Source organism: Mesorhizobium sp. M1A.T.Ca.IN.004.03.1.1, assembly GCF_003997555.1.
Lineage (GTDB): Bacteria > Pseudomonadota > Alphaproteobacteria > Rhizobiales > Rhizobiaceae > Mesorhizobium.
Window position 1 is genome coordinate 306441 of sequence record NZ_RZTV01000003.1, and the last position, 17571, is coordinate 324011.

26 protein-coding genes and 1 pseudogene are annotated in these 17571 nt (G+C 63.0%); 11 read left to right on the top strand and 16 right to left on the bottom strand.

Annotated elements, in window-relative coordinates:
* Nucleotides 1-30 precede the first annotated feature (30 nt).
* The 4 genes and pseudogenes from EOD29_RS37130 to EOD29_RS11770 all read right to left on the bottom strand — a co-directional run.
* Nucleotides 31-231 carry a hypothetical protein gene (locus EOD29_RS37130; protein ID WP_127246790.1) on the bottom strand — a complete coding sequence of 67 codons (201 nt, stop codon included), beginning with the start codon at nt 229-231 and terminating at the stop codon, nt 31-33.
* Nucleotides 232-256: 25 nt separating this feature from the next.
* A complete protein-coding gene (locus EOD29_RS11760) occupies nt 257-469 on the bottom strand; it encodes a hypothetical protein (protein WP_066998409.1) in 213 nt (70 codons plus the stop codon).
* 114 nt (nt 470-583) lie between these two features.
* Entirely contained in the window at nt 584-1081 is a 498-nt protein-coding gene (locus EOD29_RS11765; RefSeq protein WP_127246791.1) for a hypothetical protein, read from the bottom strand.
* Nucleotides 1082-1223: 142 nt separating this feature from the next.
* Nucleotides 1224-1319: pseudogene (locus EOD29_RS11770) on the bottom strand (KGG domain-containing protein); the annotation flags it as partial.
* Nucleotides 1320-1834: 515 nt separating this feature from the next.
* On the opposite strand from EOD29_RS11770, the gene EOD29_RS11775 reads away from it, so the two are divergent.
* On the top strand, nt 1835-2068 hold the full coding sequence (locus tag EOD29_RS11775; protein WP_067322613.1) for a hypothetical protein: 234 nt from the start codon (nt 1835-1837) through the stop codon (nt 2066-2068).
* Here EOD29_RS11775 and EOD29_RS11780 read toward each other — a convergent pair.
* Both EOD29_RS11780 and EOD29_RS11785 read right to left on the bottom strand, forming a co-directional pair.
* Entirely contained in the window at nt 2056-2967 is a 912-nt protein-coding gene (locus tag EOD29_RS11780; protein WP_127246792.1) for an alpha/beta hydrolase, read from the bottom strand. The two genes, EOD29_RS11775 and EOD29_RS11780, sit on opposite strands and share 13 nt — an antisense overlap.
* Nucleotides 2968-3048: 81 nt before the next feature.
* Nucleotides 3049-3282 (bottom strand): hypothetical protein, encoded by a 234-nt coding sequence (locus tag EOD29_RS11785; protein ID WP_067322619.1) that lies wholly within the window; start codon nt 3280-3282, stop codon nt 3049-3051.
* Nucleotides 3283-3456: 174 nt separating this feature from the next.
* Between EOD29_RS11785 and EOD29_RS11790 the strand changes: the two genes are divergently transcribed.
* On the top strand, nt 3457-4176 hold the full coding sequence (locus EOD29_RS11790) for a Crp/Fnr family transcriptional regulator (protein WP_066998395.1): 720 nt from the start codon (nt 3457-3459) through the stop codon (nt 4174-4176).
* A gap of 7 nt (nt 4177-4183) precedes the next feature.
* On the opposite strand, the gene EOD29_RS11795 is transcribed toward EOD29_RS11790, so the two are convergent.
* Nucleotides 4184-4486, bottom strand: a complete 303-nt coding sequence (locus EOD29_RS11795; RefSeq protein WP_127246793.1) for a DUF982 domain-containing protein — start codon at nt 4484-4486, stop codon at nt 4184-4186.
* Nucleotides 4487-5157: 671 nt separating this feature from the next.
* Here EOD29_RS11795 and EOD29_RS11800 point away from each other — a divergent pair.
* The 3 genes from EOD29_RS11800 to EOD29_RS11810 all read left to right on the top strand — a co-directional run bounded on the left by EOD29_RS11800 (nt 5158) and on the right by EOD29_RS11810 (nt 7979).
* Nucleotides 5158-5502 (top strand): hypothetical protein, encoded by a 345-nt coding sequence (locus EOD29_RS11800; protein WP_127246794.1) that lies wholly within the window; start codon nt 5158-5160, stop codon nt 5500-5502.
* A gap of 342 nt (nt 5503-5844) precedes the next feature.
* Complete coding sequence (locus tag EOD29_RS11805; protein WP_127246795.1) at nt 5845-6945, top strand: flavodoxin family protein; 1101 nt, start codon at nt 5845-5847, stop codon at nt 6943-6945.
* A 32-nt stretch (nt 6946-6977) separates the two neighbouring features.
* Nucleotides 6978-7979 (top strand): YihY/virulence factor BrkB family protein, encoded by a 1002-nt coding sequence (locus EOD29_RS11810; protein WP_067325232.1) that lies wholly within the window; start codon nt 6978-6980, stop codon nt 7977-7979.
* A gap of 614 nt (nt 7980-8593) precedes the next feature.
* On the opposite strand, the gene EOD29_RS11815 is transcribed toward EOD29_RS11810, so the two are convergent.
* The 3 genes from EOD29_RS11815 to EOD29_RS11830 form a co-directional block, all read right to left on the bottom strand.
* The gene (locus EOD29_RS11815; RefSeq protein WP_082953924.1) at nt 8594-8773 is read right to left on the bottom strand and encodes a hypothetical protein; all 180 of its coding nucleotides are present in this window, start codon (nt 8771-8773) and stop codon (nt 8594-8596) included.
* Nucleotides 8774-8875: 102 nt separating this feature from the next.
* The gene (locus tag EOD29_RS11820; RefSeq protein ID WP_127246796.1) at nt 8876-9073 is read right to left on the bottom strand and encodes a hypothetical protein; all 198 of its coding nucleotides are present in this window, start codon (nt 9071-9073) and stop codon (nt 8876-8878) included.
* Between the two features lie 572 nt (nt 9074-9645).
* Nucleotides 9646-9849 carry a CsbD family protein gene (locus EOD29_RS11830; RefSeq protein WP_066999415.1) on the bottom strand — a complete coding sequence of 68 codons (204 nt, stop codon included), beginning with the start codon at nt 9847-9849 and terminating at the stop codon, nt 9646-9648.
* A gap of 219 nt (nt 9850-10068) precedes the next feature.
* On the opposite strand from EOD29_RS11830, the gene EOD29_RS11835 reads away from it, so the two are divergent.
* Nucleotides 10069-10479, top strand: coding sequence for an HD domain-containing protein (locus EOD29_RS11835; RefSeq protein ID WP_067325217.1), 411 nt, complete (start codon nt 10069-10071; stop codon nt 10477-10479).
* Between the two features lie 11 nt (nt 10480-10490).
* Here EOD29_RS11835 and EOD29_RS11840 read toward each other — a convergent pair whose 3' ends face one another.
* Nucleotides 10491-10970 carry a hypothetical protein gene (locus tag EOD29_RS11840; RefSeq protein ID WP_127246798.1) on the bottom strand — a complete coding sequence of 160 codons (480 nt, stop codon included), beginning with the start codon at nt 10968-10970 and terminating at the stop codon, nt 10491-10493.
* Nucleotides 10971-11098: 128 nt separating this feature from the next.
* Here EOD29_RS11840 and EOD29_RS11845 point away from each other — a divergent pair, with 128 nt between their 5' ends.
* From EOD29_RS11845 to EOD29_RS11855, 3 genes are all read left to right on the top strand, one after another.
* Entirely contained in the window at nt 11099-11344 is a 246-nt protein-coding gene (locus EOD29_RS11845) for a hypothetical protein (protein WP_067325210.1), read from the top strand.
* A 32-nt stretch (nt 11345-11376) separates the two neighbouring features.
* On the top strand, nt 11377-12435 hold the full coding sequence (locus EOD29_RS11850) for a PAS domain S-box protein (RefSeq protein WP_245460751.1): 1059 nt from the start codon (nt 11377-11379) through the stop codon (nt 12433-12435).
* A gap of 175 nt (nt 12436-12610) precedes the next feature.
* Nucleotides 12611-12970 (top strand): SPW repeat protein, encoded by a 360-nt coding sequence (locus EOD29_RS11855; protein ID WP_066999436.1) that lies wholly within the window; start codon nt 12611-12613, stop codon nt 12968-12970.
* A gap of 366 nt (nt 12971-13336) precedes the next feature.
* On the opposite strand, the gene EOD29_RS11860 is transcribed toward EOD29_RS11855, so the two are convergent.
* Nucleotides 13337-13690 carry a BrnA antitoxin family protein gene (locus EOD29_RS11860; RefSeq protein ID WP_245475320.1) on the bottom strand — a complete coding sequence of 118 codons (354 nt, stop codon included), beginning with the start codon at nt 13688-13690 and terminating at the stop codon, nt 13337-13339.
* 320 nt (nt 13691-14010) lie between these two features.
* Complete coding sequence (locus EOD29_RS11875; RefSeq protein ID WP_067325198.1) at nt 14011-14481, bottom strand: Lrp/AsnC family transcriptional regulator; 471 nt, start codon at nt 14479-14481, stop codon at nt 14011-14013.
* A gap of 141 nt (nt 14482-14622) precedes the next feature.
* Between EOD29_RS11875 and EOD29_RS11880 the strand changes: the two genes are divergently transcribed.
* Together EOD29_RS11880 and EOD29_RS11885 are read left to right on the top strand one after the other, a co-directional pair.
* Nucleotides 14623-15378: a tryptophan 2,3-dioxygenase family protein gene (locus EOD29_RS11880; RefSeq protein ID WP_127246799.1), complete on the top strand. Its 756-nt coding sequence runs from the start codon at nt 14623-14625 to the stop codon at nt 15376-15378.
* A gap of 271 nt (nt 15379-15649) precedes the next feature.
* Nucleotides 15650-16045 carry a DoxX family protein gene (locus EOD29_RS11885; RefSeq protein WP_127246800.1) on the top strand — a complete coding sequence of 132 codons (396 nt, stop codon included), beginning with the start codon at nt 15650-15652 and terminating at the stop codon, nt 16043-16045.
* Between the two features lie 36 nt (nt 16046-16081).
* Here the strand turns inward: EOD29_RS11885 and EOD29_RS11890 are convergent, their stop codons facing one another.
* From EOD29_RS11890 to EOD29_RS11900, 3 genes are all read right to left on the bottom strand, one after another.
* Nucleotides 16082-16387: a hypothetical protein gene (locus EOD29_RS11890; protein ID WP_066999393.1), complete on the bottom strand. Its 306-nt coding sequence runs from the start codon at nt 16385-16387 to the stop codon at nt 16082-16084.
* Nucleotides 16388-16450: 63 nt separating this feature from the next.
* Nucleotides 16451-16720, bottom strand: coding sequence for a hypothetical protein (locus tag EOD29_RS11895; protein WP_095778279.1), 270 nt, complete (start codon nt 16718-16720; stop codon nt 16451-16453).
* A 177-nt stretch (nt 16721-16897) separates the two neighbouring features.
* Nucleotides 16898-17443, bottom strand: coding sequence for a hypothetical protein (locus EOD29_RS11900; RefSeq protein ID WP_067325184.1), 546 nt, complete (start codon nt 17441-17443; stop codon nt 16898-16900).
* Nucleotides 17444-17571: the final 128 nt, after the last annotated feature.

The window sequence follows — 17571 nt, forward strand, 5'->3', positions numbered from 1 at the left end:
TCTTCTCCTGTTGGGCTGAGAGGAGCCGCCCTACGGCTCCTTCTTCGTTTTGACCGCGTCGCCGAGATCGGACCGCTCGGGGTCCTGGTTGTTCTCGCCGGCCGCGTCGCGATCCCTGTCGGGATCGTCCTTGGCTGGGAGATAACCTCTCGGTCGATTGGCTTTCGGACCTTCCCAACGTGGCCATTGATCGGATGTGCCTGGACGTCCCGTACGGGGTGAGTTGCTCATCGTTGCCTCGCTTTCAGAGAGCCGGTCAGCCCTCGGCCTTCATGGTTCGTGCGATTTCAAGCAGCTTGTCGCGGTCATGCCCGTGCTCGCGGATCAGCTCGCGCGCCTGCTTCGGTGAAAGGTCGGTGTTCTCGGCCAGGAACCGCACGTCCGGATCGTCGCCGCCCTTGGTCGGCAGCCTTGCGTCTTGTGCCGTTCGGCCAGCGCCCGGGCGATGTGGAAGTTTGCTTTTATCCATCGTTTTCTCCTTCCGATAACCAACCCTTGGCGAAAGGACTGGTTCCTTCGCCGAGCTGGACCGCGATGAGGCAGGGCGCCTGAAACGGGCGGCTGCGGTCGTGCGGGGCTGAGGCTATGCCTTCTCGTTTTCGTGCCCGCGCTCGGCAGCTTCCTTCTTGCGGCGCAGCACTTCGTCGGTGCCGACGATGTCCTTCGCGCCACCGCTGATGGCGGTGGAGACGACCGCGGGCGGATCGCTCGCCGGGAAACTGTCTTCGAGACCGGACTGCAATTGTTCTTCCAGCGTGTCCGGGTTCTCCGAGCGTCCTTGCGTGCGGCGGCCGTCGATCTGTTCCACATCCTGTTTGGCGTCGGGATGCTCGCGCACATTGCGCATCGTGGACACGACGAGTTCGATCGCGAACTCCTTCATTGCATCGACGTCTCCCGTAACGACGTCCGCTTCTTCGATGACGCGGATGAGGGATGCCTCGACCTTGTCCATCTCGCTCTTGCCTTGGCAGCGCGCCAGCTTCTGGCTCAGGGCGGTGATGAGCAGTGGAGCGAAGGTCGAATAGGCCTGCATACGTGTCTCATCGACACGTTCGGGGTGAAGTGTGCGCACGGACATTGTTGCCTCCGTTCAAACGTCCTGCCGACGGCCGAGCCGCCGGGGTTTCGGAGGAACCAAGGGGAGGGGAAGAAGTTCCAAATTGGATGTTCTGGGCGGCGTCCCGCGAAGGGATCGCGGGACGCCTGCTTAAAGCTCAGCGCTGGCCGCCCTTGCGGCCGGCTTCGGATGCACGTTCGCGGTCTTCGCCGAAGTTGCCGCTGCCGCCCCGGTGCTGACCTGAATCCTGCTGACGCATGTTGCGGTCCTCGGCCTGCTGCTGGCCGCGGCGCTGATCGTCGCGGTTCTTGTGGGCTCTGACGTGCTGTTGGTGAGTTCCGCCTTGAGTAGGCATATCTGCAGCTCCGTTGTTGGGGATTGGTCTTCGGGGTTTGATTCAAGGAGGTTCGACCGCCTTGAGTAATGAGAACCGCTGCCCGCGATCGATGTTCCCCCACGAAATATTTCGTGAATCCTTTTAGCCCGACCATGCCGCAACAGCCTTGTCGTGCGTCGCCGGTCCGCGCGGGCGCCAGGGCCCGGGGCCCACGGTCGGTATCGTTCCTACGACTGAAGTCGGAGCGGCTCGCGCATTGGGCCCTCGACGGCAACCAAAGCGGAGGCTTCGAGTTGGTGGGCGGTCGTCGATGAAGTCCCCTTCGTCGGCGCCGTTTTGGGTGCCCGCCGTTTCCGCGCAAATGGCGGGCATCCAATAGCATCCACAATCATCGGAACCAGAAGTCGCGCGGCCGGCTTCGAAAGCGAGACGACGTTTTGACCTTTATTTCTGCCAAGCCCAATCTGCGAGAGCCCGAAAGCCTGCCCGCGAACGACAATCGCCTCTCCGTCCTCGCCGACACCTCGATTCTCCAATTCCTCAACGACGACGACGATGTCACCGACATCGCCAGGCGCGCCGAGCGCCTTGGCAATGCCGTGGTGATTGTGATGGCGCTTTGCCTGATCGTTGCGCCGGCGATCTACCTCACCCTGGCCTACGGCCTGTAGCCGGCAAAAAACTCGCCGAGCCTTGCGGCTGTCTCGGCCGGGGCTTCTTCGGGAAAGAAATGCCCGCCGGGCATCGTCCCGCCGCTGACCCCGCCGCTGACGTCGTCGGCCCACTCCCGCCACAGTGCCAGCGGACCGCCCTCTCGCGCGTACCATTCGGCGAGCGCGCCATGTCCGCTCCATAGCGCAAGCATCGGGCAGCCGATGCGCCGGCCGGCTTTGCGGTCGGCCTGGTCGTGCTCACGGTCGAGCGTCGCTGCCGCACGGTATTCCTCGCAGATGGCGTGCGCGTGGGCTGGATCGCGCAAGGCCTCGGCATAAGCCTGCCGGACCTCGGCGGGAAAGGCGGCAGGCGAGGAACCCCAGCCAGCCAGCGCGTTGTCAACGATCGCATCCGCGGCCGCCGTCATGATCGTCTCCGGCAGCGGCTCGGCTTGCGCCAAGAGCGACCAGGGCCAATAGCCCAGCGCCAGCCGGGCGTCGGCCCTGTCCCAGACATCGGCGGTGGGTACGATGTCGAGCACGGCAAGCTTCTCGATGCGGTCCGGGTGGTCCAGCGCCAGGCGATACGCAACGCGCCCACCGCGATCGTGGCCGGCAACCATGAAGCGGCCAAAGCCGAGCTTCGTCATCAGCGCCGCGAGGTCGGCAGCCATGGCGCGCTTGGCGTAGGGCGCATGATCCGGATCGGATGGCGGACAGGAGCTTTTGCCGTAGCCGCGCAAGTCGGCGCAGACGACGCTAAAGCGGTCGATCAGCTTCGGCGCCACGTCGCGCCACATCAGATGCGTTTCGGGGAAGCCGTGCAGCAGGAGCAGCGCCGGGCCGCTGCCGGCAGTCCGGATGAATGTCCGTGCCGCGCCCGTATCGACTTCCGCGCTTTCGAAACCGCCGAACATGCTTTGTACTCCACAGGCGGAACGGCCGCGGGCGGGATGGTTGCTCGGGCCGCGGCTTCTCTCGGCTGGCGCCTTCCGTGGTCAGCTCCAGGCGGATTTGACTGTAAGGGACGCCTCGAATATCTGGCCTCTCTTGTCGGTGCGCATTTTGATGGTGATGTTGAGGTTATCACTGTTCGGCATCTCGTCGCGCGCGACATCCTGCAAGATCCTGAGCGCCTCCTTTCGCGCGTTTTCTGGTGAGGAGAAGAGCTGCCCCTCGCTGTCCATTTGCGTGTGCACGGTGTTGTACAAATCGAAGTAGAAGCGTTCCATCCGCGAAAGCATCCGCCGCAACCTGGACGTTCAATCCCTGCGCGCGATCATGGTTCCAAAGGACCGTCTTGGCCGGGGACTGCTTTGCCGGCGGCCGGCGGTGTGGTGGTCCGCTGCAACCCGGCCCGGCTCTACAACGTTAGGCCCTTGCAAAATCACAACGGGCGGCCGCGCATGCTGGAACCCCTTTATCTGAACCTGGGTCAGCACGATGCTCTCTCCGAAAGCGAGAAGGCGTTGCTGGCCAGCGCCACATCGGTGGAGAAGTATTTCGTCGCCGGCGAGGATCTCGTCGCCGAAGGATCAAGGCCGACTTTCAGCACCCTCATCGTCGACGGGATTGCCGCGCGCTACAAGGTGCTGGAGGACGGCGGCCGGCAGTTCACCGCGCTCCATGTTGCCGGCGATTTCGTCGATCTGCACGCTTTTCTCCTGAAGACCATGGACCATGGCATCGTCGCGCTGTCGCCCTGCCATATCATCGCTGCGGAGCACAGCAAGTTGCGGGAAATCACCGAAAAGGCCCCGCATTTGACGAGGCTGCTCTGGTTGGACACGCTGGTGGACGGCGCCATCCACCGGGAATGGATCGTGGCCATGGGACGCCGCTCCAAGACCGCGCATCTGGCGCATCTGATATGCGAACTCTTCGTCAGGCTGCAGGCCGTGAAGAAGACGCGGGTCATGAGCTTCAATCTGCCGCTTTCGCAGGCCGAACTCGCCGATGTGCTCGGTCTCTCCGTCGTCCATATGAATCGGGTCATCGGCACGTTGCGCCGCATGAACGTCATCAACTGGACCAACCACCTGATCGACATCCTCGACTGGAACCGCCTGGTCGCCATTGCGGAATTCGACCCGACCTATCTCAGCATGAGGAACGAGCCAAGGTGAGGACGCGTCAGCGCGGCGGCCCTTGGTCGTCGCCAGACCACAGCGCGTCGAGCATCGAGAGTGCCGCGCTCGGGTCGGCCGTCCTCAGCAGGCCCTGCCGGGCGGCGGCCTGCTTGAAAGCGTCGAAGGCGACCGCCGGACGGCAGATGCCCGCCATGGCGTCGTCCACCAGCCGCGCCGCCGCCAAATAGTCGGGCCCTTCCTTGTTCTTCCAGGCTCCGTCCAAGGCCTTCCTTGCGTCGGCGATCGACGAAACCACCATTGAGCCGCCAGTGACGAAGCGGATGGTGAGCGGCAGGAATCTACTCATCCCCGGTCACCATCCAAGCCACTGTTGAGCCCGCCAGGCGAGGCCCGCGAAGGGCGCCGCGGTCACCGCCGCTGCCGCCAGAATGAAAAGATGATTGTTGGTCCGAAAGGGTCTCATCGTTGCCACCACATGTTTTTGGATCGTCATAACGAGGATGCCGCCGACCGGTTGCACAGGCAGGCGCTGAATAAGCGGCAAGCTAATTGCTCGCCGGCCGGCTGGGCGGCTGCGGGCGGTACGGCGGGCGCGGACGCGGCCTGAGCGGCACGCCGGCGCGCAAAGACTGGATCGGCCACGGACGCCGGGCACCCTGGCGCAGAAATGACCTGGACAGTGTGCCGATCAGATCTCGAATTTCCATGGGACTCTCCTCGTAGAGGCCCCCCAAGGTGCGAGCGACTAGCACTCCGGCAGCATTCGCGCATTTAACTTTGATGTACGTGCGCCACGCCCTGCCGAGACCGCAGCCTCTACCGAAAGCCAACCTTTTCGGCCGGCATGCGTTGTCTCTCCGATAGCGTTGTCTCTCGAGAAGAGGATGACGAATGCCCCGGTGGCCCACCGCCACCCGGTGGCAAACACGGCGAGCGGGGCCAGAGTCGACGTCGGCCTGCCAAGGCGAACGGCTCTCCCCGATCGTCGGCGGTTGCCGAATCCATAAGGAGGATCCAATGAAGAAAGCACTTCTTGGCTTCGCCATTGTCCTGATGTCGGGCCAAATGTCGGGAACGACTGCCGCGGCCCAGACCCAGCTGGAGAATCCGCAGATCGAGGATTGCCAGGTCAAACCGGACGCCAGCGCGACCCCTAATCAGACCGGCGAGCAGCCGAAAGCGCAGGCCCCGAAAGCGCAGGCCAATGATCCGTCCAACAACCTGACCGCCAGCCTGGCGCCTTGCGACGGTGTGCTGAAGCCTCCGCCCACGGGCGACAAGAACGCTACCGCTCCGCCGGCCGATACCAGCCAGATGCCGGTGATCAAGCCGGGCGAGGTCCCGCCGCAGCCGTCGAAGTAGAACCTGATCGGCCTGGCGGGAAACTTTTCCTGCGCGGGCGAGTTACTGACTGTGCAGTTCCCGGATACCCGAACTGCTTCCCACAATTGCCGCCCCGGCTCTCCCATCCGGGGCGGTTTTTTGCTGGCTGCGGGCCCGGCACGCCCTGCCTCGGTGCCTTATCTTCTCGGCTCCGAAGCACGGAACCATCGGGCCTGCGCCGAATTGACCTCCAGCGGGCCGCGTCAGCCGGACCTGGTGGCAAAGAGAACAGGGTTTGGCTTCTCCGGCTTCACACCCTGGCCAACGAAAAGGCAGACGAGCTCTTGTCCCACCCGGCCCGCCCAACTCGGGCGTGGGCGCATGGCAAACAGCACAGATTTCAGCAAGGGTCCTGAGCCGCGCAAAGGCATGCCGAGCCCGCGTCTTGGCGAAAGCGAATTCAAGGCAGGCTATCTGAGACAATTCTACGATCCGGCCTTTCAGCCGGAGGCGGATGCCATTGGCAGGCTGGCCGAGATCGCCTGGCAGGCCTACAGCGAAGAACGCAAGGCACCGATCACCAGAAAGGCGGGACAGGGCTTTCACGATCCGGACTATGATCTCTCCGTCGACTGGTTCGCCGCGCACGAAGCGGTCGAAGCGGCACAGCGCCGGTACGAGGACAAGACCGCGCCGTCCCGCATCCTGCTCATAAACGGCTCCTCGCGCAGCGAGCACACCTGCCCGGGCGAAATGTCGAAGACCTTCCGCCTTGTCGAGTTGGCGCGCAGCGCCATTGCAGCAAGACCGGGCTTCGCGATCGAGGTTCTCGACCTCGCGCGGCTCGCCTCCGAATACGGCCGCCGGATCTTTCCCTGCAAGGCGTGCTTCTCGACCGCGGCTGCGCTCTGCCACTGGCCATGCTCCTGCTACCCCAATCATTCGCTCGGGCAGGTCAGTGACTGGATGAACGACATCTATCCGCTCTGGGTCGAGGCGCATGGCGTCATGATCGTCACGCCGGTCAACTGGTTCCATTCCTCCTCGCCGGTGAAGCTGATGATGGACCGGCTTGTCTGCGCCGACGGCGGCAATCCCGATCCTTCGCTGACGCAGGGCAAGGATGCCGCGCTCGCCAAGAAGGTCGAGCTTGCCGGCTGGGACTATCCGCGCCATCTCGCCGGCCGGCTGTTCTCCGTAACCGTGCATGGCGACACCGAAGGTGCCGGAAGGGTGCGCCACAGCCTCGCCGACTGGCTGCGCTCGATGAAGCTCGATCCGGTGGGCGAGGCTGCCGAGCTCGACCGCTACATTGGCTACTGGAAGCCCTATGCGACGAGCCATGACGAGCTCGACGCCGACCATGCCGTGCAGACGGAAGTCCGCAATGCCGCGCTGGCGCTCGCCGAAGCCGTCGAGAAGCGTCGCGCGGGTTCGTTCCAGACCATCGGAGCCGGGCTCGAGGATCCGCGCCCCAAATAGCCGACGAGGAGAAGCAGCCGACGGGAAGGAAGATGCAGCGCTGGTTCCAGGAAGCCTGGGTTGTGCTGAAAGAGAGCATCACCGGCTATGTCAACGACAATGCGCTGAGCCATGGCGCGGCGATGGCCTTCTACGCCACGACCTCGCTGGCGCCGATCCTTCTGATCGTGGTAGCGATCGCGGGCGTCGTCATCGGCAACGACGCCGCGCAGCTCGCGCTTTCGGCTGAGTTCGCGGGGGTGATGGGCCCGCAGAGCGCCGAACTCCTCACGGCGGTGATCGAGACCGCCGCGCATCGCGGGTCCAGCACGCTGGCCACCCTCATCGGGCTGATCACGCTGCTTGTCACCGCCTCTGGCGTCTTCGGAGAGATGCAGCAGTCGTTGAACGAGATATGGAAGGTCAAGCCCAGCGGCGTTTCGCTTTCGCGCCTGGTGCGGGCGAGGGCGGCAAGCCTCGGGCTGGTGGCAGCTCTTGGCTTCATGCTTCTGGTGTCGCTCGCCGCAAGCACGGCGATCTCGGCGCTGAGTGAGGTCATCAACCAGCACCTGCCGTTCGGCGAGCTGATCGTGAGCGCGATCAACACGATCGTCTCCTTCGTGCTGATCGCGCTGCTCTTCGCGGCGATCTACAAGGTCCTGCCGGACCGCAGGCTCAAATGGCGCGACGTCGGCGTCGGTTCCATCGTCACCGCGCTGCTCTTCACCATCGGCAAGTCGCTGATCGGCTGGTACATCGGCACCAGCGCCATCGGCACGTCCTATGGCGCTGCCGGCGCGCTGATGGTCGTGCTGGTCTGGGTTTACTATTCGGCACAGATTTTCCTCTTCGGTGCCGAGATCACCCGCGCCTATTCGGTGCGGAGCGGCAGCCGGCAGGATCTCGCGCCCGTGGTGGCGGCCAGCGACGAAACGTCAAGGTCAGGCAGGTCACCGCAACCGGGCGTGCCGGACGGCGAGGTCGTCAGATGGATCGTCCTCAGCAGCCTGATCACGGTGCTGGTCTCGGAGTTCCGGCGCTGGCGGCAGGGGTGACGCTGCTGGCCGCCGGTTCGAGAGTTGGCCGTTCTCTGCCTGTCGCTCCTGCTGACGCTTTTCGACTTCGTAGGAAAGCCAGCGGCAGAACATCCCGATGATCGAGGTGGCGGCGCCGCCAAGCAGGCAGGCAATCAGCAACGGATTTTGCGAAACGTGCTCCCAACTGACGATCGCCAGCAGCATCACGCTTACCGTTGAGATCGAATAGCCTATGCCCTTGAGCAGATGCAGCGACGATATGGTCATTCCCGGCCCGCCTTTCAGGTGCAACAATCAGCAGCAACCGAAGTTCCATGCACCCAGTGTCAGGCGATTGGCAGCGGTTTCGCCGCTGTGTGCGAGCCGTTGAAACCTTGTCCAGCCGAATGCGTTGCCTCACGTATCAATCGCGGGAGGAAGTCGTCACGATGCCAAAGACAGGGCCAGGTTGGGAGCAGGCCTATCAACCGCTCGAATTCGCCGAAAAGCACGGCCTGACCCTGAGGCAGGCTGAGATCGTCATCCAGACCAATGGACCGTCCAAATACAAATGCGATCTGGCGGCTCCGATCTTTCTCAAAGCGCTGAAGCAGCTCGCAAAGAATCGCGGGACGCCTGGCCGGCAGGCAGCATCAGTGTCGGCTTTTGAGGAACCGGGCTTCGCGCAGCAGCGAAGGCCAGTCGGTTCCGATTAGCTTGATCAACTCGCGGGCATCGTTTTCCGAAATGTCCGCGTCCTTTGCCAACCGGTGGGCGAGCATTTGGACATCGGCCTCCGTTTGCTGCACCTGCTTTCCATCATTTCCAACCATGGCGCGCCTCCTCTCAGACAAGAACTTTCGAGGTGGCCGTATGTTTCATTTTGGCGGCAAGAGGCAGGCCGCTGGCGAACCTAAAGTTCGCGCCGGCTTGCGCTACTTGCGTTTGGCCTTGAGCTTTTCACTCAATTCGACCGGATCGCGGCAGCCGTTCTCAAACAAAATCAGCGCGTGCCTTGCCGCATGAAGCCGCTCCTCACTGTTCGACGGTATGCGAAATGTGCGGCAGTAGTCGTCGAGAGCGGCTGCGAGGATGACCAAATCCTCGGGGTCGAGGAAACCCGGAAAAACCATAGCTCTCCCTCCCGTTGACAGGTGAAAGTGAAAGCGTGGTCCGCGCTTACAAACGCTGGCCTGGGTTTGGGAGTTGCGGATAAGTGCTGGCGGCGGGGTCACATGTTGTGTCACCCTGCCATCAAGCGGAACCTTCTCGCGTCACGGACGGAGCGGTTTGGAACCCCGGGCTTTGCCGCCGAGCACAGCACTTGTGATCCTGGCCGAAGTCCGCTGCGGGTTCGAGAAAGATGGTATCCGATCGCCCGAGGCGATGGCGCCTAGCGCTTCCGCTTTCCGGCGCCGGCAGGCTTAGGCCCCACAGTCATGAGCGCCTCGCGCATTATCCGCAGGGCTTCATCGGGGGTAAGGCCGCATTTGCGGGCAAAATAAATCGCTTCGGAAGCCTCCGATCGCGAGGCTGCGGCGATAACGGACAAGGCCGGTCTCGATTTCTTCTTGGCCATCGGTTCACCGTGCCACGAATCGCTTAGTCAACTAATATAACGTCCCTGTTCTGAAATCAAAATTCCGGCTTTTGACGCCGCAGCCCCGATCGGGGCTGCGGGCTCAGTTTTATCCGGCGGCGGATCTTACCAGCCTTGGCGACTCGCCCAGTCGTCGATGTCGCGGCGGATGCGATCCTTCTCGATGCCGTAGCGCTCTTGGATCTTGCCTTCGAGCTGCTCGCGGTTGCCGGCGATGCGGTCGAGGTCGTCATCGGTGAGCTTGCCCCACTGTTCCTTCACCTTGCCCTTGACCTGCTTCCAGTTACCTTCGACGCGGTTCCAATCCATGGTGCAGACCTCCTTTGTGTTTGCGTAAATGCTAACGACTGCGCGGGCCGCGGGTTCCTGTTTTTCGGCCGGACACGAGGGAACATTTGAACGCTGCTCATGTTCTGCCGCAGTATGGCGCGCCGTCCCCTGCAAGGCGTGCCGGTGGACCGGGTCGGGACCCAATCCTGCCCGTCTCGTTGTCCCGTTGGGGCGGGCTTCCAATAGATCGAGGAGATCATGCTTTACCAGGCAGCGAAGATCGCCGAAGAGGCCCATCGCGGCCAGAAAGACAAGACCGGCCGTCCCTTTATCGAACATCTGAGACGCGTCGCCGATGCGGTCGAAACGCTTGACGAGAAAACCGTCGCCTACCTGCACGACGTGGTCGAGAAAGGCGAGGGGTGGACGCTCGATCGGCTCGAGGCCGAGGGCTTCGGCTTTCCGGTCGTCGCCGCCGTCGACGCGCTGACGAAAAGAATGGACGAAAGCGAGCACGACTTTGTCTGCCGTGCGGCGTCCAACGAGCTTGCGCTGCCTGTCAAGCAGGCGGACCTCAAGGACAATCTCTGGCAGGCGCACCAGGCGGGCATCGACCCCGAGAAGTACGAGAACGGACTGCGCCTGCTCGACGAGTTGACCAGCGAGTGACTGGAATTGCTCTAGCCCTTGTCGCTCACCTGCAGCAGATCCGCCGACTCGGGTGAAAGGAGCGAGCGTTCTCGCAACGCCTTTTCCAGGTCGTTGCGGCTGTCAGCCGGGCAGGCGTCGGGCAGGTCGAGCGCCGTCAGCGCCTCTTCGTCGAATTCGATGGCCCCGCCATAGAGCTGAGCCACCTGCATCACCAGACTCTCGATATCCTCGCGGGCAATGTTCTCAGCGAGATTCATCAGCCTGATTTCTTCCGACAATTGGATGATGTTGACGATGCCATTTTGCCGCAAAGCCCGCTGGACCTTGTGGTGAGCGTCGTTGCGCAACCGGTCGGAAAATCCTCGTAACATCGGAAAAACCTCCTTTCGCGGCGGTTCATCCCTCTGCCGGCGATAATGCGCCGACCTCGCTCGGTTGGCAACTAAAAAATGGAAAAGCTGTAAAAAAATCAACAAGTTAGCATAGAACGGCAAATGCGGTGTAGCCATATCGTTAGCACCGCCAGCGTCCCCCGCCTTTGTTGTCTCGCATGACCTTGACGTCTTTTGAGCCGAATCCTACTTTTACTGGCAGTGAGTGACATACTCATTCGTGTCATGACCTGCGGGAGGCTAGGGTGGTTGAATTGGAGCGGCCGCAAAGGCTGCAGATCATGTTGACGGAAGAGGAACTGGCGGCAGTCGAGAACTGGCGCTTCGAGAAACGCATGCCGAGCCGCTCGGCCGCCGTGCGCGAGCTTCTGCGAAGGGGCCTCGCATCCGAAGGTTTCCTGACAGCCGAGACCGGCATGAAGTCGCAGGATTTCGGCGTGCTGGATCCAGCAAAGGGGAATGGCGAAAATCCTGACCCCTCCAAGGCTTAGCCGCTTGCTATGAGATTCGGCCGCGCTAACTAATGCCCATGGTGACATCCGGGGGCAGGGAATTTGAAGATGCCAGCGCCAATGCGCGTCTGGCCGCCATTGTCGATTCTTCCTTCGATGCCATCATCGGCAAGGATCTGAACAGCACCATCACCGACTGGAACCGCGCGGCAGAACGCATGTTCGGCTACAGCGCGGAGGAAGCCATCGGCCAATCGATGCTGCTCCTTATCCCGGAGCATATGCACGACGAGGAGACCGACATCATCAGCCGCATCCGCCGGGGCGAGGGCGTGGCAAATCTCGACACGATGCGAAAGCGCAAGGACGGCTCACTCGTTGCCGTTTCGGTAACGGTGTCGCCGATCAGGAGCCTTGCGGGCGAGATCGTCGGCGCCTCCACGATCGCGCGCGACATCACCGCCGCCAGGGAAAATGAGCGCCGCATCCGGCTCCTGATGCGCGAGGTCAACCACCGTGTGAAGAACCAGTTCGCGGTGATCCTGTCGATGGTCAGGGAAACCAACAAGCGTTCTGCCAGCCCCAGCGAGTTCGAGGAGATGATCCGAGCCCGGATCATGGCGCTGTCGCGCTCGCACGATCTGCTGGTTACCTCGGAGTGGGCAGGCGCCAGTCTCTTCGACCTGATCCAGGAACATCTGAAACCGTTTGGTCATGAGGAGCGCATCTCGCTTTCCGGCCCGCTTTTGACGCTGCAGTCGAATGCCGTGCAGAATCTCGGCATGGCCTTCCACGAGCTTGGCACCAACTCGTCAAAATATGGCGCGTTGGCGGGCGAGGGCGGGCATGTCGAGATCACCTGGACGGTCGAGACCGGCCCGAAGGCGCAGCGCCGCTTTCAGCTTGTCTGGCAGGAGAGGTCGAATGGCCATGCCAATGGCGAGCCAGACGAGACGGCGCGCAAGGGTTTTGGCACCGTGGTGCTGCAGCGGGTGGCGCCGCAATCGCTCAGCGGCTCCTCCAGTCTCGAGCGCTCGTCCGGTGCGTTGAAATGGTCGCTGACGGCACCGCTCGAGGCCATTGTCATGCCACAGCTGGGCGCTGAGAGCGGAAGCGACTTTTACGGATGAGGGTCCGTTCCGGAAATCGAAGGCATTTGCCGTAAGGGGCTTGTGCGGCGCGCAATACGGCTACCGCGGAAGGTTCCCTTGTCGCTCCGTAAAAATGTATTACATCATGTAACATAGCGTGCGCATTGCACGCGAATGCAGTTGCTTTGGTCTGGCTTCATCGATGGAGGTTGTCATGGCAAGCAAACTGATGGAAGAAAGGAAGAGCAAAGACTGGGTTATCCTGGTCCTCGCGATCTGCCTGTTCATCTCACCCTGGGTCATCGGATTCACCGCGGCAATGATGCCCGCGTGGAACGCCTGGATTGTTGGCGTCCTGCTCGGTGCGCTGGCGCTCGCGACGCTTTCGGTGTTCGCCGAATGGGAGGAATGGGTAAATCTCGTACTCGGGCTCTGGCTGATCGTGTCGCCCTGGCTGCTGGGCTTCGCGGCGGACAGGAACGTAATGCTCACGCACGTCATCCTTGGCGTGCTCGTGGTCGCGGCATCGGCCTGGGCCGTCTGGGACGTCCGTCATCCCCACGCGCATGCGTGAGCGGTGATTAAGGGAGCCCGCCGCGCAAGCGGCGAGCTCCTTAGTAAGGCGATTCCAGGAAAAACGTGCAGCCGGTTTTCCGGCCGGAACTGCATGGTAGACCAATCGGGGCACGGGGCTGAGCAACGGTTGCGACCTCACGCAATTGCTGCAACCGGAAACCTTTTCGTGCATTCTTGGGAATGGCACCGATGCTCCATCCCGATCAGCCTGCCAAATGCTGTTCCTATTGCGGCGGCCGCGATCACGAGTTCGAGGCGTGCCCGAAGCGCAAGGCCGACGCCGAGAAGGAAAAGCCGCTGCGGCAGCCCGAGCCGGCCGGCCTGCTTCAGGCTGACCTGAGCACCGCCAACCTGCCAGGGCAATCTAGCGAGCGTGGCGCTTTAGTTTCGCGGCCTTGCGCAGATCGTCGTTCATCCGCGTCTGCCAGCCGGGACCTTGGGCGCGGTAAGCGCTGACCACATCGGGGTCGAGCTTCAGCGAAACGGCCACTTTCTTGACTTCGGGGCGCGGGCGGCCCGGCTTGCGGCGCGGCAATGTTTCCGCAGGCTGCGCATCCGGATCGGCCAACGCCGCCGCCCTGATCGCCGCATCTTCCTGTTCGGACATGCGCGAAAGCGCGGCCCGGGCGATGCCGAGGGCTTCCTCGCGGGTGCGCCTCGACGGGATTGCTTCCCGGTGCACGGGCGCGGAGCGGGAACGACTAGAGGTTTTCGACATAACTCTCGATCTCCTTCTTCGTGGCCCGTCGCAGCGAAATCACCCGGATCGTTTCGCCGCGCTCGACGTAGACCATCACACAGACTGACAGGCCGATGATCCCGGTGGCGACCAGGCGTTCCTCGCCATAGTCCGTGCTGTCGTCGATGGCGACGACCGCGTTGGCGAATCGAATTCCGGAGCGAGCTCGAAATCGATGCCGTGCTTGGCCTTATTGATCTTAGCCTTTGCGGCATCCCATTCGAAACGCATCGCCCCCGCCCGTCTCGACAATTAAGGTATATACCGAAATTACTCTTTGATTGCAAATATTCTTGTAGTCATTCCCTTAGCGCATGCGCCGCTGCATCGGCGAACGAGATGTCGCCCTTGATCTCACGCATCGCCATCGAGGTGACGGTGCGGCGCACGCCGGGCAGCCGGCTGAGCTCCTCGCGCAGCATTCTGTCCAGCGCCCGCATGTCGACGGTGACGATCTGCAACAGATAGTCGGCCTCGCCGGTCGTGGCGTAGCAGCGGCGGATCAGCGGGTGCTTCCTCACCGCCGCCTCGAAGGCGTCCGACACCTCGAAGTCGATCGACACCTGGATGAAGGCCTCGATGTCAAAGCCGATCGCTGCCGGATCGATGCGGGTGGAATAGCTGCGGATGATGCCTTGAGCCTCGAGCGCCTTCACCCGTTTCCAGCACGGCGTCTTGCTCAGTCCCACCTCTTCGGCCAGCTCGCCGAAGGAGATGCGCGCGTCGCGCTCGAGTGCTGACACTATCTTGCGGTCAAGGGCATCAAGCATGACCCGTTCTCCAATGTCGCGGCAATGGACGGTAATCGTACTCCAATTTACGCCGTTTGGATAACAGAAAGGAACAATGTTCAAGCCGGAAGCGCTATCCTTGGCTGCCTGCCGAACATGCCCGCGCGAGGAGGATGAGCCATGGACAAGTCGGACTATCACGCCCGCATCGAGGCGCCCCAAATGCGCGACTACGGCGTCTATCTCAAATGCGACCGGCTGCTCGCCTGCCAGAAGCCGCTCTCGCAAATGGTCAATGCCGACGAGCTGCAGTTCCAGATCGTGCACCAGGTCGAGGAATTGTGGATGAAGCTCATCGCCTACACGCTGGTCGACGTGCTCGACTATCTGGAGAGGCAAGACACGCACCGCATCGTCACGCTGATGGGCCGCGTGCACCGGCTGGTGCGCATGATGACGGCGCAGCTCGATCTGCTGGAGACGATGTCGCCCAAGGAGTACCAGCAGATCCGCCTCGAGCTCGGTAATGGCAGCGGCCAGGAATCGCCAGGCTTCAAGCTTATCCTGCGCCTGCCGCCGGACCTCTGGCGGGCCTTCAAGCATTCCTATCTCGACGGCCGCGGGCTTTCCGTCGAGGACGTCTACGACGCTCACTACGACCATGGCGATGCTTATGTCGTGGCCGAGGCGCTGATCGAGTTCGACGAGCTGTTCCAGAAATTCCGCGCCAACCACCTCTATCTCATCCACCGCTCGATCGGTCTCGGAGCCAAGTCGCTGAAGGGCCGCCCGGTGGAGATCCTGGAAGGCGGCGCCCGCCACCGCTTCTTCCCCGAGCTCTGGGACATACGCTGCGACATGACCGACCGCTGGGGTGCGGCCTACGGCACCGTGCGCGACTCGATCAGCCACCCGCCGCAGGCGAAGGCGGGCTGAGCCTTTCCTCGCCCCGCGCTAACAGGGGGACAGGTGGCCCGGCGTAGCCGCGAGGGAGAGCGCCCTCGTTGAGCGCCGAGCTTGGCTGTGGGCTCGCCGTCTGGCGGTTCGTCCCGGCGTCGCCGGCGCCTCACCGGCTGCTGCGCGGCGACTCTCCGCGGCCTGCAGTGGGGGTGAGGAAACAAGTGAAGCAAAAATTCCAGCCCCCTGTCGGAATCATTGCCCTTCCTCCGTCCTTGGGGCATCAACAGCTTCGAACCGGAGGGACAACGTGGAAACGCAATCGGCCTGGGAGACCGCCGCCATTCTCATCGCTCGCCTGATCTTCGCCGCCGTCTTCGCGATGGCCGTGACCTTCAAGTTCATGGATATGGGCGCCACCGCTGGCTACATCGCCGCCGCCGGGTTTCCGTTCCCGCTGTTTCTCGCCTGGTGCGCGGCGATCCTGGAGGTGCTTTTGGTGATCGCCTTCCTCACCGGCGCCTTCTTCACGCCGGCGGCGCTGGTCGCGGCAGTTTATGTGATCTTCCTCGGCTTTTCATTCCACGGCCCGTCGCACTGGACCGGCAACCAGGCCGAGTTCGGCTTCTTCGTCGATCATTTCACTTTCCTCGCCGGCCCTTTCTTCGCCGCCGTGCATGGGCCGGGCAAGTTGCTCGCCGTCTGACAGGGTTGGCCGGGCCGGGCGTGAGGCGCCGCCACTTCACATCTGATCGTTATAGGGTTCCTTCATCTGCCCGACCATGCGCGCCAGCTTGGAGAAGGAAGGCATGTCCGCTTCCGGCTGGCATTGGTTGGCGAGCTCGAGCAGGCGGATCGGGAAGTTGATCGCATCGCGGTTCGACGCCGAAATCGCCTCGGACCGGTCCTCGCCTGTCTCGACGGCCTCGGCCTTGCGCAGCGCGATGTCGATCTCCTCGACCGTCAGCACCCCCTTGCGCACCAGGGTATGGTTGATTGCCGCGACGGCCATCAGCAGGCCCTCGAGTTGCAGATTGGCGACGTTCATGGCGCTTCCTCCCATTGACCTCGCTTGAAAACGCATGAGCGGCGTTTCCGATCCGGGACCGCCTTAGGCCTCCATCAGGCGCACGCCGTATTCGGCCCAGAGCTGCTTGATCTCGCGGGCGCCCAGCGGCGGGGTCGAGCGATCTCCATAGGAGATGGCCACGGCGCTCAGATCATATTGGCCGTCTGCCTCGGCGATGAAGCGGATGGCTTCGCCAAGCGGGCGAGAATGGAAGACCGGATCCGCCTGGCCTCGGCCAAGACTGCGAACGCCTGAAATACCTGCTGGCGCATGCCGCATCCGAAAGACCGATGCCATGGCGGATTTGTCCATGCCCGCTCTCCGCGATTCCCCTTAGGGAATGATTCCATAAGGTCCGGCTAATGACCAGCCCAACCGGGCACACCAACGACAACCGGGCACACCAACCCGCCGCTATGGAAAGGCCGGGCTCTGGGCCCGGCCTCCTTCAGCGGCCTGCGCTGCGGCGGCCGTGGGGGCGCGATTGCTCTATCGGGTCCAGGGGCGGGCCCAGTCGTGGTCTGTGTCCGAGTTGCGCGCCATCGCCATGCCGATCAGCAAGCCGACGAGGCCGCCGAGAACCATGGCAGTGGAAACGGTGCCGGGATTCTGCTGAACGGTTTCGGAAACGCTCTGCGCCTGGCTTCGCAACTGCCTTGCCGCGCGTGAGGCGCGATCGCTCGCGCCGCCGTAGAATTCAGAAGCTCGGTCGGCCGCGCCGCTGTAGAGGCCGGAGGCCCGGTCGGCCGCGCTCTGGTACCACCCTTGCGTCGCACTGGCGGCTTCCTCGGCCTGATCGGCAAGCGCGCGGTTGAGCCGGCTCACCTCGCGCTTCAATTCGGCGATCTGCTTCCTCATCGCCGCTTCCGAAGCGGCTGAAGATCTGGCGCTGGTGCGCGAAGCGCTGCCGCTGCGGGCAGCGCTGCTGCGGCTCGGATTGCTCCGCTCTGTGCCGCCGCCCTGGGACGTCGAGCTGCCGTTGCGCGCGGCTGCTGCGTTCGTGTCCTTACCCTGGTTGGTTTCGTCGTCTGCCATGGGTCTCTCCTTGCTGAACTCTGCAACGGCTCACGCTCGACCTTGCAACGGCTCACGTCCGCCATGGTTCCCGTCCAAGCAAAGGGCCGTGGAGCGGAACTCCACGGCCCTCGCGCGACGAAACTGCC